This is a genomic window from Aquabacterium parvum (genome assembly GCF_001447195.1).
Classification (GTDB): domain Bacteria; phylum Pseudomonadota; class Gammaproteobacteria; order Burkholderiales; family Burkholderiaceae_C; genus Aquabacterium; species Aquabacterium parvum.
In genome coordinates this window covers 1-13340 of record NZ_LFRI01000026.1, presented here as the reverse complement: position 1 = coordinate 13340, position 13340 = coordinate 1, and the positions used below count along the sequence as shown (strand labels likewise).

10 protein-coding genes and 2 pseudogenes are annotated in these 13340 nt (G+C 57.5%); 8 read left to right on the top strand and 4 right to left on the bottom strand.

Features of this window, described 5'->3' with window-relative positions:
* Positions 1-161: 161 nt before the first annotated feature.
* The 4 genes and pseudogenes from ABG80_RS00465 to ABG80_RS00455 all read left to right on the top strand — a co-directional run bounded on the left by ABG80_RS00465 (position 162) and on the right by ABG80_RS00455 (position 4521).
* Entirely contained in the window at positions 162-1709 is a 1548-nt protein-coding gene (locus tag ABG80_RS00465; RefSeq protein WP_058085843.1) for a hypothetical protein, read from the top strand.
* A 170-nt stretch (positions 1710-1879) separates the two neighbouring features.
* A complete protein-coding gene (locus ABG80_RS00460; protein ID WP_160322389.1) occupies positions 1880-3199 on the top strand; it encodes an AAA family ATPase in 1320 nt (439 codons plus the stop codon).
* A pseudogene (locus tag ABG80_RS24020) lies at positions 3196-3621 on the top strand (hypothetical protein); the annotation flags it as partial. The gene ABG80_RS00460 and the pseudogene ABG80_RS24020, both read left to right, overlap by 4 nt.
* 339 nt (positions 3622-3960) lie before the next feature.
* Positions 3961-4521 (top strand): hypothetical protein, encoded by a 561-nt coding sequence (locus ABG80_RS00455; protein WP_235513692.1) that lies wholly within the window; start codon positions 3961-3963, stop codon positions 4519-4521.
* Positions 4522-5128: 607 nt separating this feature from the next.
* Here ABG80_RS00455 and ABG80_RS00445 read toward each other — a convergent pair.
* On the bottom strand, positions 5129-6055 hold the full coding sequence (locus ABG80_RS00445) for a viperin family antiviral radical SAM protein (RefSeq protein ID WP_058085839.1): 927 nt from the start codon (positions 6053-6055) through the stop codon (positions 5129-5131).
* A 174-nt stretch (positions 6056-6229) separates the two neighbouring features.
* On the opposite strand from ABG80_RS00445, the gene ABG80_RS00440 reads away from it, so the two are divergent.
* Together ABG80_RS00440 and ABG80_RS23195 are read left to right on the top strand one after the other, a co-directional pair.
* On the top strand, positions 6230-8935 hold the full coding sequence (locus ABG80_RS00440) for an ankyrin repeat domain-containing protein (RefSeq protein WP_058085838.1): 2706 nt from the start codon (positions 6230-6232) through the stop codon (positions 8933-8935).
* Between the two features lie 111 nt (positions 8936-9046).
* A protein-coding gene (locus ABG80_RS23195) for an IS3 family transposase (RefSeq protein ID WP_407638720.1) occupies positions 9047-10197 on the top strand; the annotation gives its coding sequence in 2 pieces (ribosomal slippage) (positions 9047-9293 and positions 9293-10197; 1152 coding nt in all).
* A 128-nt stretch (positions 10198-10325) separates the two neighbouring features.
* On the opposite strand, the gene ABG80_RS00425 is transcribed toward ABG80_RS23195, so the two are convergent.
* Complete coding sequence (locus ABG80_RS00425) at positions 10326-10775, bottom strand: hypothetical protein (protein WP_058085837.1); 450 nt, start codon at positions 10773-10775, stop codon at positions 10326-10328.
* A gap of 114 nt (positions 10776-10889) precedes the next feature.
* Here ABG80_RS00425 and ABG80_RS00420 point away from each other — a divergent pair, with 114 nt between their 5' ends.
* The gene (locus tag ABG80_RS00420; protein ID WP_058085836.1) at positions 10890-11174 is read left to right on the top strand and encodes a helix-turn-helix domain-containing protein; all 285 of its coding nucleotides are present in this window, start codon (positions 10890-10892) and stop codon (positions 11172-11174) included.
* Between the two features lie 8 nt (positions 11175-11182).
* Here ABG80_RS00420 and ABG80_RS00415 read toward each other — a convergent pair whose 3' ends face one another.
* Together ABG80_RS00415 and ABG80_RS21070 are read right to left on the bottom strand one after the other, a co-directional pair.
* A complete protein-coding gene (locus ABG80_RS00415) occupies positions 11183-12304 on the bottom strand; it encodes a TniQ family protein (protein WP_058085835.1) in 1122 nt (373 codons plus the stop codon).
* A complete protein-coding gene (locus tag ABG80_RS21070; protein WP_160322387.1) occupies positions 12301-12696 on the bottom strand; it encodes a helix-turn-helix domain-containing protein in 396 nt (131 codons plus the stop codon). The genes ABG80_RS00415 and ABG80_RS21070 overlap by 4 nt, the downstream gene beginning before the upstream one ends.
* A gap of 439 nt (positions 12697-13135) precedes the next feature.
* Between ABG80_RS21070 and ABG80_RS23330 the strand changes: the two are divergent.
* Positions 13136-13340, top strand: a pseudogene (locus ABG80_RS23330) (hypothetical protein); the annotation flags it as partial.

The window sequence follows — 13340 nt, the reverse complement described above, 5'->3', positions numbered from 1 at the left end:
TCGGCCCATTGGCGAACTGGTCCAAAATCTCTTGGGGAATGGTCGGCAGCACAGGCTTGGCCGCCTTCGGTTTGCTTGGCATACATGCTCCTGGTCGTCATGCTATGCCCCGAACACAAAATTTCTGACAGGCCCCCGAGCATGACGCCTACATCAACACGATGTCCGCGCACTGGGCAGACCACCAGGTCGATGAGCGCACTGGCGAAGTACGCCCGATGCTGTTTGCCCCTTACCAGCGGCCGACATTTGATCAGTTCATCAGGTGGGGTAGAAAACTCAACAGCACAACGACCACTGCGGTGTTGCTTGGCGTCGTGAAACACCGGCAAAGTACCGAAGCTCGGGGAGGCTCTGAGCAAGACTTGGTCATAGCCCTGTGCCAACTCGCCAGCTTCGACGCCACGTCGACCGACGTGTACCTGACACGACTGATTAGCCGGCTAAAGAAGCTACCCCCGATGACGCGGATGATCCTCAAAGAAGCGCGACTTGGAATGATCTACGGCGTTTACTGCGGATGGGAGCCCCCATCTCCAGCCACTGCGCTCCAGACGATTCTCCATGGCGCCAGCCCGCACAAACAGGCCTGGGCAAAGCGTTTTGGCGTGGACATGCCCGCCGATGCCATGCCGGTCATGCTCGCGCGCGCCCACCTGGTCGACAACGGTGAAATGAAGGGCGCCAAGCCGACAGAAGCAGAAGAGCAGTTCGGGTTTGGTGTGGACATCGCGCCTGCCATGCGCGGCGACCGCAAGGGCGGGGTCGAAGCTGAACACCATTCACAGCACAAACATGTCGATCACAAGTTGCCTGGCTCGACCCGAGGGAAACGACCTGAACGAGGAGATGTTCTTCCGGTCACTGAAGGGCTCTTCAATTACTTCGAATACATGCGCGAACTGATTGAGTTCATCGTCTGGCGAAACACCGTTGAAGAGGTGCCAGATCTGGCACCTGACGACTTCCTGCTCCAGGATCCACCCATTCCACCAACGAGGCTAAACATCTACAGGTGGCTGACTGAACGCGGCATGAATCAGTCGCTTCCAGTTGACCATGAGGCACTCAGAGCCTTCTGCCTTCCAGACTGCGACGCTGTGGTCAGGAAGAACGGGATCTACCTTCAGGCCAAGATTCATGGCCGAAAGCAGCTGGTACCGCGCCTGCGCTTCACCAGTGATGAGCTCGTTGCTACAGGCCTTCTGTCCAAGGTCAAGCAAACTGGCTCACCAATTCATACGCGGGTGAAGCTGGATCAGCAGGACCTGTCAACAGCCTGGCTGCCGACCAAGGCGGGACTGATTCGACTGACCTCATCAATGAGGGACACGACGATCCACCAGAAGCTCAGTCTGACGGAATGGGTCGCCACTGTGGAAGAGATGGTGACCCGCAAGGCCCTGGCGTCTGGCGATTCAGACCAGCACGATGCAGATGTCCTGGTACGTCGAGCATCCGTGCACGACAACGCAAAGTTAGAACTCGCCCTTGAGATCAAGGCGAAGGAGAAGCCTCCATCACGGGCTGAGATGAAACGAAATCTGCGGGGCAATCGCGCTGAGGAAATCGAGTACCTGAATGGCTTGCAGCAAGCAAATGCGCTCCCTCCTCCGCCCGCGCCAGCCCAGACTGAAACCGACACGCACACGTTAACGCCCGCCGAGTTGGTCATGGAGTCTCTACAAAAGGCGGGGCTTCTGCCATGAGCACACGCCCAAGCCTTCACCCTGAACTGGTACTCGGACCCAACCCGTTCTTGGAACCTCTGCCACCGCCAGTCGAGTATCAGCAGCTACCCCTGGTCTTGACCCGCCAACCGCTGCGCGATGTGGATGTGTGGTCTATGCCACCTGCTCAACGAGAGTCCTTGCTCCAGGTGAGCGAGAAGCACTTCGTGGCAACCAGCGAACTGCTTGAAATTGCCGCAGGCATTCAGATCCTTCTGCGGCGTTCCCTGATGTTGCTCAACGCAACCAACAAGGCCGAGCGCATTCGCATCAATAGGGTGTCGATGGCCGCGGACATTGACCGCCTCAAGTCCATACCGAAAGTGGACGGCGCGGGGATGCTGATCGAGGGAGTGACTGGCACTGGAAAGTCAGCCGTGGTTCGCCGAACGCTGGAGATCCTCGTGCCAGATCAAGTGATCGAGCACGGTCAGTCGGCTGTGTGTGACTACTACAAGCTGCGGCAGGTTTACTACCTCCACATCGACCAACCCTCCAACGGGACGCGCGGCGCGCTGCTCAAGCGCATCCTGCTGGAGCTCGACAGCGTCCTTGGCACCGACTACGCTCAAAAGCACCATAAGACCAACAACCTGGACACGCTCCTGGTGGTGGTGGCGCAGCGGCTTGCGGTGCACCGTGTTGCAGTCTTGGTCATCGATGAAAAGCAGGAAGGAAACTTTGCAAACCAGCCATGGTCAGTTGAGTTCGTTCTGTTCTACATGATGTTGATGAACCTAGGTGTGTCTGTTGTCTTGCTTGGCAACCCCCTAGCGTTCACACATCTGAAGGCCTTTAGCCAGGTCATGAGGCGCTTCAGCACAGGAGGGGTTCACACCTTGCTCCCCGCAACCGAGGAAAGTGCATGGTGGCCAAAGTGGTTCGTGCCGGGAGCGCGCAAGTTTGACTTGATCGAGCAATGGGAGCTGGATGAGGCATGGCGAAGGGCGTTTGAATTGACCCACGCAGGAGGGCTTCCCGGGCTTTACATGCTCCTGCACCGCGAGGTGATGCGGTCGGCCCTGCGCCGAGGTGGAAGCACTGCGTGCGTGACCCAGGCGGATTGCCTGGCTGCACTTAAGTCGCCGCGCTACAAGGAGGCCGCTCGAATCGCGCGCTCGACCGCGTCGCCAAGTAACGAAGATTTGACGGCCTTCATCGACATTCCCCCCCTTCCGACAAGGGCTAGATCGAAGCACGAGAAATTGGAAGGTGCCGGGTACTCTCCGACAGAGCGTGAAACTGGCGCGCTGCCCCCGGTGACCGCCCAACGATTGACGAACATGGTGACCGGACTCAAGAAGCAGCAGACCCTCGAGCTCAACAAGATGCAACAGCGGATCGACCTGATTCAGAAGATGAGCCCAGAGGACGCGAGGATGCTCGGCGTGTCCGACGAACTCATCCAGTCAATGCAGTGCTTGCTCAATGACAAGGCCGGGTCGAAGAGTCGGAGCAAAGGAAAGTGAGTGCCGACTGGGCATGCCTGTCTGCGCTTCTGCCCGGCGAGACCGTGTACAGCTGGTGTGGGGCGCAGCACACCTTCAGGGCCGGCAAGTCGGCCTTTGAATCTTCAGAGGGCCTTCTGGGTTACGGGCATGGTCCTCGACAGCATGACCTCCCAGCTGGTTTGTCCAAGCTGCCTATCTTCCAAGCACCCTTCTCGCTCAGCTTTGAGGGCGTCTTGAAGCAACACACAGTCGCGAGCTACTACTGGCCGTGGCTGTCAGAGCATTCACGTACGCAGGTGCTTCGAGATTGCGCTGATGGCAACTCACCACATTGGCGCCGCGCGCTTTTCGCGACGTCGCGTACCAGACCATTCCAGCATGCGCTCCGGTGGTGCCACGAATGCGCCGAAGCGGATCTGGAGCAACATGGCCGGGCTTACTGGCACGTTGAGCACCAATCCCCCATCGCCCACGCATGCCGCATTCATCGACAGCAGCTTCAAGCCGCTCCCCTTCCCAGAAAGAGCTGGGCTTTGGTGCCCGACGCCGCTTCAGCCCGCACCACTGCGGCGCCTCGGTCGGCATTGATGCTTGCTCAGCTGTCTGCAGCGATTTGCTCGTTGACGTCCATCGACGTGAACGGCTTGCGCAGGGCAGTCGTGTTGCGGTTGCAGGAGACAGGTGTCACGGCTTCAACTCGGGGTGTGCTTCATGAAGCCCTTGTGAAGTGGTTTTCAAGTACCGATCTTGCCAACTGGTGCCACACAGATGGCCAAGGCTTGACGCAGCTCGCCCATGGCGAGTGGATTGCAGGCATGCTTTGGCGGCAGCGCCGCAGCCATCCGGTCTTATGGCCGGTGCTTTGGGCGGCTTTGGGATGGAGCAGCCCCGATGAAGCGACCATGGCATTCGAAGATGCGGCGTCTGGACGGGTTCGTTTGGCAGGGGGGCAAATCACACTGTTCGATGAACATACCGACCTCCCAACCGGCGCGCCTGAGCATGTGCGCATCGCATTCATGCGTGCAAACTCATACCAAGACGTGATGCAGCAGTTGGGCGTTAGTCGTGGACGCATCATCCAATGGCTTGAGATGGACCCAGAGCTGCGCCGCGAATGGAAAGCCCAACTGCGCACGGGCCATCAGACGCAATGCGAGCAGGTCATTCGAGACACGGTGCTCGAAGATGATGTGGCCACAAGGGCTGAACTGGAGTCCAAGTGCTCCGCCGAAGTCAGATGGATGCGTGAGCACGCGCCAGCCAAGCTTGCCGCCATGTTGAGGTCAATGCCAGCCAGGTTGGCCGTGCAGCCGACGCTGTTCGAAGGTAGCGCTTAGCGATGGGCACATGATCAGATCGTCAACACAACCGGAGCGTAGAGGGCCAATGGATCAGTACACCTACCGCGTCACATGGTCTCCAGAGGATCAGTGTCACGTGGGACTTTGCGACGAGATACCGTCGCTGAGCTGGCTCGCCGCGACGCCCGAAGAGGCCTTTATCGGCATCCGGCGCCTCGCGGCAGAGTGCATCCAGGAGATGTCAGAAAGTGGCGAAGTGGCTCAGAGTCCTATCCCGCACTCGAGGACAACCGCTCGGATGTCGATAGCCGTCTCGCCAAGCGTACACAGACGTTTGGCGCTGACAGCAGCGGAGGAAGGGCAGCACCTCGACGAGGTGGTGTCAGACCTGCTGAATCGCTGGGAGTAAGTGACGTAAGTCGCCAAGGGCCTTGGGTTCACCCACCCGAACCAGCGAGCAAAGACCTGACATCACGCCTGAAGTTCAGAAATGCTCGGTGATCACTTGGTGACCCTGGTACCGTCACCGATGCGCCAGCCCACGGCGCCTTGAGCCGTCCATGCTTGCCACCTCGCCAAAACGTCCAGCCAGACTTGACGAGATCCCTGACGAGCTTGTCGACATCCCTGCATTTGGAATACCTCATGCCCCGCCTCCCACGAGATAACGACGCGTGTAGGCATTCATCGAAAACTTGACTTCGTTGAAGGCAGCCCCTGCACCAACCTCATGTATCGGGCGGCTGTACTGATAGAGACAGGATTCAGGTTGATTCTGGAAGAACCGCCCCTGCGGGTCGACCATGATGTAGGACTGAATCATGTCCGAGTTGTCTTCAACTGACATGGGGAGACCATGCCCCTCGTGCCTGTCGATGAATTTCTTGTAATCGTCACTCGTCACCATTAGCCTGTCAGTGGTGATAGGCAGCATGCGGAAAATCTTCCATTTGTCCGGCCCGAATGACTGCACAGCGTCAGTCATGCCCTCGTGACGATTGGCTTCGTTCACCACCGTGTTGATCTTGATACTGATCGATGGGTTTTCCTGCCTGGCATTCTTGAATATTTCAGTCAGCTGCTCAATGGCCAGCGTCTTGCCGCCCCTTGACACCCGACCGATCAATTTGTTTGTGTCGCTGCTGATTGAGTCGACACTGACGCCCAGCATTGAAATCAAAGGCGCCAGTTCTTTGGTCAACTCTGGCGACAGCAAACTACCATTGGTGATCACCGAAACAGCAAAGCCTAGATCTCGGGCCTGTTGCGCGATCGATAACACTTCTCTGTCATAGAGCAGGGGCTCGCCGCCGGCAATGTTCAACCGGATGGAGTTCCATCTCAGATCCCGGGTCAGCGGATTGCTTGCGTTTCCAGGCGCAAAGAATTGAGCGAGCTCTGCGAGCAAACGGGTGCGCGCTTCCGGACGATGGATCACCTCGCGGAGGTGCTCGCCCTTCTGCCACTCGGCATAGCAGTACTGGCACTTGAAGTTGCAGGCCTCGGTGACATGCCAGTTGACGACCAGCTCTTTGAGGTGGGCGATGTTGACTGTTGACGGATGGTTCACGTGAGGGCTCCTGGTTGTTGAGGAGCGCCACTGTGGCTTTTCGTCTTCAGTTCCGAAATGAAGGATCCCGTGCCCCCCTCTCCATCCTGGCGAAACAGGGGGGCACGGGATTCTTCATTGGATCGATCACCTGCAACCGGTAGAGTCACCGGGACGGCTCAAATAGATCCCATCATGGCAACCATCCCATCCCTCGAAGCCCTCTTGATCGAAATCAGGCAAAGCCTGGGTCTACCGCGTCATCAAACGAGAACCCAACAGAAATTTGTGGCGTTTGAGCAGCCTCTGCCAAATCATCGCGAAATGCTTGAAGAGGGCTTGCTGGAGATATTTGCAGCCCTCGAAATGGACGCAACAGCACAGCACGATGCCATGCTCAACTTGATGAGCGCCGAGGCATTCCAGAATGCCGTGGTTCAAGAAACCTGGACGCGCGATGCAACGGCTGCCCAGGTCACCTGGACCTGGTGCGCGTTCAACTATGCCCCTTTGCTGGGCAGGCTGTTGGCAAACTGGAACTTGGATCGGGCATTTGACTCCGGCATGCCAACCGGCAAGTTCTGGTTTTTACCCAGCCTGCCCGACTCAGCTGACGGCAAAGTCAGCATGCCATTGAAGCATGTGATTGACTGGCTGCTGGATCTCCTTGGTTTGCCCATGGACAAGGCGAAGGATCTTCTTGATCGGGACGTTGATGGCGTACCGGACGTTGAATCCATCGAGCGAAATCTTTATTACTGGCGTGGCGGCAGTGTTTTTCATGCCGAGACAATCGAGAAGTATTTTCCCGATGGCCTTGATCTTGACTTCAAGGGGGCCTTTCGAGAGCCAGCGGGTAGTACCGACGAAAAGACACGTGCTGCACTCGCCTTCTTGAAAAAAAAGGGCGATCTAACGCAAGAGTTCATTTCTGAGCAGCTGGTCGGTGGTTGCGCCAGGCTGCTGCCTTCCATCGTGGACGGCAGCGCCACAGAGGCTGAAATGTCCTTCTTCGTGAAGGCGGTCATTGATCGATATTCACCAGCCACACCGCTGGTCATTCGACAGCGCCTCCGCGTCGCCCGCGCCGTGCAAGACGGCTATCTGCGCCTGCTGAAGCATCTGTGCCCTGGCGTCGATCCTTTTGATGCCGATCCACGCCGCAACAAGGTCCTGCAACTGATCGCCATCGTGCAGTACATCTTCAACCTCACTATTGCTGCGCATCAGAACGGGTCAAGCCAAGCATTGGAAGATCAGTGGTTCGAAAGCAAGCTTGCCCCGTGGGACAAAGCGACCATCTTTTTCGGCATTGCCCCTTCGCATCACGGCAGCGGTGACTCGGCACGCATGCTGGCCAAGATGCTCAATCACATGTTCGAGTCGTTCCGCCCTAGCGATCCGTTGCCCGACTGGATGGCCATTGAGCCCGAACACTTTGAGCAAGTGACGAAGGCAAAGCTCGAACTTGTCCGCGCGATCTTGAACGAGGACAAGCTTGAGGAAGCGCTGATCAGCCGGTTGCGGATCTCATCGCCATGGCGAGCAGTGTCATCCCTGTCGTCGTTCCCCACTCTCAGGACCTTGGCGAGTCGAGATGACCTCTCCCCTCGTGCCCTTGAGGCAGTTCTGAATCGTTTAAGCCAGCTTGGGTCGATCAACGACCGGCAAGCTGAAGCGGCGTGCTTCGAGCTCGCTCACTTGCAAGGGCTTCCAGCCAAGCAGCGCCCCAAGGACATGGAAGTGCGCGTGGCTTGGCTGCTGGATTCCTGCGCACATCTGCCGAACCCCACGGCATGGGATGCTGAAATTGCGTATCGCAAGGCATTGCACCTCGTTTCCCGTAACGAGTTCGACGCTGCAACCGTCTGCTTGAAGTCCGCGCTTGACTTGAGCCTTCAGCGGAACAGCGGCCCGCTTCGCGGCTTGATTGCCTGGGATTGGTTGTCAATACTGGTAGCAAACCGCAGACTTGTGCCGGGAGAGCACGAAAAGCCTTATCGCCACATCCTGGACTGCCGCCTGAGAAGCAAACTCGGTTCGTTCGAAGACACAGCCGTTGAGGCCGCTGACTACTTCTGGGATGAGTTGTACGCCCCTTACCCAGGTCATGCCCAGGTGAAACCGATAGGTCGTGAGCAGGCCGAGCGGCACATCGGAGAGACCTTTGGTCTGATCCATCAGGGGGACTTTGCCGGTTTGAACGAGTGGCTTCGGAAGAACGCCAAGGACTTCCGCAAAAGCCGGTTAGGCGAGGTGCGCGGCAACTCCGTGCTTGTCAGCTGGATGAAGTTGCTCCACGGATTGGAAAGCAACTTGCCAAAGATGGCCACATTGCTGCCAACAGCCTTGGAAGGCGAGCTGAACAAGTTTAGGCAGCAGTTGGTCAACATGAGGCAAGCAATTTGCCTGCTGCTTGAGCGTTGGCCTGAGCAATGCGAATTAGCTGATTTCAAAGGCCAAACGCCCTTGATGCTGGCTGCGGATCATGGAGATGCGCAAGTCGTAAGAGCCTTGTTGGATGCGGGGGCGGAGGTCAATGCGCAGGACTATCTGGGGCGCACCGCGTTACATGCCGCGGTCACGGGCCGTTGCATCGAATGCTTGGAGCTGATTCTGCAGAGATCCCCTGACATCACGCTGGCGACACTCGATGAAGGTGGATCTGCCATGCACACCGCTGTGAAGCTCGGGCATGTCAAAGCGCTGACAGTGCTTTGGAAGGCGGCGCCCACCATGGCCGAGCAACCAAATCGCTTTGGTCAGACGCCGAGACAGCTCTTAGAAGCGTTGCTTGTTGATCTCGACAATGTGCGCCGGAGCTTGACCCACGCCGGTCGTCAGGTCGGTGAGGTGAACGACTACCAAGCTTGCCTGTCATTGCTATCTACGCCGATCTAGCTGCAGACATGAAACGCGTGATCGGCCTGAAAGGTAGTGGCTCTGACGTGCTCCCTCATAGCCGTACCACCTGAATGGAAGTGAGGTCCGTCAACCTGGAGAATGACGGACATGAGGAAGAGTCGATTTACCGAGCAGCAGATCATTGGTTTCTTGAAGCAGGCCGAGTCGGGCCTGCCGGTCAAGGAGGTCTGCCGCCAAGGCGGGTTCAGCGAGCCCACCTTCTACAAGTGGCGCACCAAGTACGGTGGCATGGAAGCTGATGAGGCTCGGCGCCTGAAGGATCTCGAAGTCGAGAATGCCAGGCTCAAGAAGCTACTGGCTGAAGCGCACCTTGACCTGGAGGCGCTCAAGGTCGGTTTCGGGGTAAAGCGCTAGCCCCACAAGGCAAGCGCAAGGCCATCGCCATGATGCTGGAGCACACCCAGATTTCTGAGCGCCGGGCTTGTCGTCTTGTGGGGCTGTCCCGAGATGCCTGGCGGCATCCACCGCAACCCGATGCGCAAACGGCGCGTCTGGCTGAACGCATTCAGGCCGTGGCCATGGAGCGGCGACGCTTCGGGTATCGCCGTGTGCACGACATGCTGCAGGGCGAGTTTCCTAGCACCAACCACAAGAAGGTGTTTCGGCTTTACCGCGAGCAAGGCCTGGCCGTACGTAAGCGCAACAAGGGCAAGAGATACCGAGGCGAGCGCACGCCGCTGGTGGCCGCAACTCGGGTCAATCAAACATGGAGCCTGGACTTTGTCAGCGATTCATTGAGCAACGGCAGGCGCATCAAGTGCCTGACCATTGCCGACGACTTCAGCCATGAATGTGTGGACATCGCAGTAGACCTGTCCATGCCTGGCGCGTACGTCACCAGAGTCCTTGAGCGAGCTGCACGCTTCAGGGGCTATCCAGAGGCCATCAGGACCGACAACGGACCGGAGTTCACATGCAGGGCCTTCATGGCATGGATGCAGGCACGAGGCATCCAGCACATCCTGATTCAACCGGGCAAGCCAACCCAGAACGCCTACATTGAAAGCTTCAACGGCAAGTTCCGGGATGAATGCCTCAACGAGAACTGGTTCGAATCATTGGCCCAGGCCCGTGAAGCCATCGCCATCTGGCGGCAAGACTACAACGAGGTGCGTCCCCACGGCACGATTGGCAGAATCCCACCGGCTGCATTTGCAACCAAGCATCGCAACTCAAACCCAACCACCACCGACGCAGGATCAGTTAACCTGCAAACCCCTGGACCTCTCTCCAACTGATTGGTATGGCTGCAGGGGGCACGTCAGCTTGTCCCTCAGGAAAGACCGTATCCCTGCAACGCTGATGGCCGACGTTGTAGACCGCTGAACACTGCAAGTCCCATGCTGCATTGCAGCCTGGAGGGCAATCAATTGCCGAAGCGTTGCCTGACATCTTCCTGACTAGCACCGGCTTCAGTGATGCGAACCGCACCGTGACGGCCAGGAACGATGCTGCTGGGTTCTTCGATCTCCAGCCACCCCTTGCGCCGATAGCCCTCGATGAGGGCAGCGGCGTAAAGGGAGGCAACCCACCCTTCGAGCAACACCTCACTGACCCGTTGCTGCTGGTATCCAGTCTCTGCACTCGTGGCGATCAGCGAGATAGCCAGCAGGTCATCCATCGCAGACGAAGCATCGCCATCGCGAAACGCGATGGTCAACGCGTGCAGCTGTGCCAGGCCGATGTCGTCCAGCGTCGAGATCCAGTGACCCAGAAGAAACTTCTCTGTGGGCTGAGCGCGGCGAGCCAAGAAACCACTGAGGTGCTGACTCAAGGCCAGCGATGCGCCTTCTGGATGGACGAAGCGTAGTGGCATGGTTGGCTGAACGCTGGGCGGGCCAGGGGCGGCGCGCTACAGCATTCAATTTTATTCTATTTTGGAATATTCCAAGATCGAATTCATTGTCCGGGCTACCGCACGCCGTAGCCCATGCAGAAGTCCCTCTACAACCGCCACTATCAAGTCATGCTCGCCATGCTGAGGGATGCGCGCGCAGCCGCAAACCTGACACAGGTCGAGTTGGCTGCCAGGTTGGACGTCTCACAAAGTGATGTGAGCAAGATCGAACAAGGCACACGTCGCCTGGATGTCATTGAGCTTCGGCAATGGTTGCAAGCAATCGGCATCCAATTGCCCCAGTTCATTTCTGCCTTTGAGTCCAAGCTTGATGGCGACGCAATGCCCTCAGGCTTCATCGGCAAGCCTGACCGATGATCCCCAGGTCAATGGACATGCTTACCCAGGCGGCTCAAGCCCTCTTTGGCGCAAGCCAGCACCAAAGCCTCAAGGTCATGCATGCGCACCCCAGCGACCGTGGCGGCCTGTCGAATGCTTGCGCCATCTAGTAGCGCTCGGATGGCCAATCCACGGTTGTCTCCCAGTCTGGATGCCACCTGGGTCGGAGTTTCCTGCCCTGGCGTGTGGCTTGACGCGATCTCCGTGGTGCCTTGCGACTCCATCTTCAACAAACACATCATGGCTTCGTCTGCTGTGGGGAACAGTAAAGCAAGTGCCAACGCGTAGTACTGAGTGGCCAACGGCACCTTGGGTTTGCCCAAGGTTCGGTCAAGACTGTCGACATAGCCCGTCCGCCGTTCATGAAGGCCAGGAAACTGGCTCATGAGCCATGGCCCTCCGACCTGCTCCAAGGCCATTGTGGACATGCGGCGCGCCTGAGTTGGAAAGGGAGGGCATGTCTTCTGGGCTCGGTCCTGGATGAGTCTGCTGACTGGCTCCATTGCGAAAGGACGCGCACGCATCGCAAAGAAGGAACAAATCTCCTCATACCTGCGGATGACTGGGCTGCTCAGCGCGTGCTCAACCATGTCGGGCTCGACGGTCTCCGCCTCGTCCGCTAAGTGCTCAGGCAGAACATCCCATCTCTTCGTCTGTACCGATTTGAGACCACAAGCGTGCTTGGTGCAAAAGACCAAGCCCCTCAGTTGATGCGCCCGTCGCCAGTACGACACCCCGTGGAAGTCGATGTCTTCTGTGACGCACGCTGGACACAGCTGCAGTTTGGCCGTCTGGCGAAATGGAAATGTGAGTGCCGCTCGGCCAATGTGATCGTCAGCGTCTTTGTGAGACAGGCATGCCCCGGCAGCGCGAACCGCCCTGGCGAACGGCAGTAGGGTGTGGCCTGTGATGATCGAGTTAGGGGTAGCACCAGCGAGCGCAGCAAGCACATGCACCATCGAGCCAGGAGCTTCGTTACTCGCTTTGAGAGAGGAAGTGCCGGAGATCAAGTCATAGATGTCTTGAAGGCTCTTCAGCTTGTTCAATCGACCTACGCGACAAAGGTAACCCCAGGCCAGCTCATCAGGCAGCAAGGCTGGAATGATCATTTGGCAACCTCGTTTCCCGCGAAGGGCACTGATGCATCAGCAAGAACCGCCGAAGGAGACATCAAAGCACTCAGGCTGCGAATGACAACTGCCAAGGCCTTGGCATGTGAATCAGTTCCGTCCCAGACGGCATCCAAGGCAGAAATCAGGTCGGCTTGCTGAGCTGATGCCCCCGGTTGCACCGCAACCGCTATGGAGCTCGACTGATATGCAATTTTGCATAAATCATCGAAGAGCTTGCTTCGTCGCTTGAACTGGCCGTTCAAAGTCCGACTTACCTGCGACTGGCTAACACCGAGCTTTTCCGCAAGCGCTTGTTGAGTAAAGCCCGCCACATTCAACTTTTTTGCAATGTCAGCGGATTGCAGCGCGTGGGATGGACCTGTTCTCATTCTGCATATTGTATGCATACTTATGCAGCAACTGATTGGAAAGTCGCCTGGCGGCATCCCCACATGCTGAGCACCGCGCGCCTATGACCAACCAAAGAGAGAGATGTTGCACCCGTCCACAAGCCGGCGAGAAACCTGACGACAGACTGGATGTCGGTCTCAAAGGCTATGCCGTTTAAAAGCTACCCGGGCGGAGTTGGCGCCGTCGCGGCTAGCTACATGAGGCGCACTTGCTGTGCCATCGCCGACCATGACGATGACCACTACTTGGGGCGGCTGAGTGTCAGGACTAGGCTGATTGCGGTCGATTGTGTGGCCTTGCCTCACAGACTGCTATCGACCCATAGCAGACGTCTATATTTGGCATAGATAGCACAACTTATTTCCCTCACAGGCACCCGCGACCATGCCACAAAAATGACATCAACGAGTCATCAGGGTGTCATATCACGACATTACCATCGCTGCAATTCAGATTCGTAATCAGGTCATCATTTTTGATTACGAATTCAAATCTGCCGGAGGTGTCATGATCGAACTACAGAATGTCTCAGTCAGTTATGGTGATGCGATTGCACTGTATCCCACCACTCTCAAACTCCATCAGGGACAGTTCACCGTATTGCTCGGATCTTCCGGCGCTG

Bases quoted from the DNA above. Each gene is read 5' to 3' on its own strand.
- ABG80_RS00465 (WP_058085843.1), top strand. From the start codon at position 162: ATGTCCGCGCACTGGGCAGACCACCAGGTCGATGAGCGCACTGGCGAA.
- ABG80_RS00440 (WP_058085838.1), top strand. From the start codon at position 6,230: ATGGCAACCATCCCATCCCTCGAAGCCCTCTTGATCGAAATCAGGCAA.
- ABG80_RS00425 (WP_058085837.1), bottom strand. From the start codon at position 10,775: ATGCCACTACGCTTCGTCCATCCAGAAGGCGCATCGCTGGCCTTGAGT.
- ABG80_RS00420 (WP_058085836.1), top strand. From the start codon at position 10,890: ATGCAGAAGTCCCTCTACAACCGCCACTATCAAGTCATGCTCGCCATG.
- ABG80_RS00415 (WP_058085835.1), bottom strand. From the start codon at position 12,304: ATGATCATTCCAGCCTTGCTGCCTGATGAGCTGGCCTGGGGTTACCTT.
- ABG80_RS21070 (WP_160322387.1), bottom strand. From the start codon at position 12,696: ATGAGAACAGGTCCATCCCACGCGCTGCAATCCGCTGACATTGCAAAA.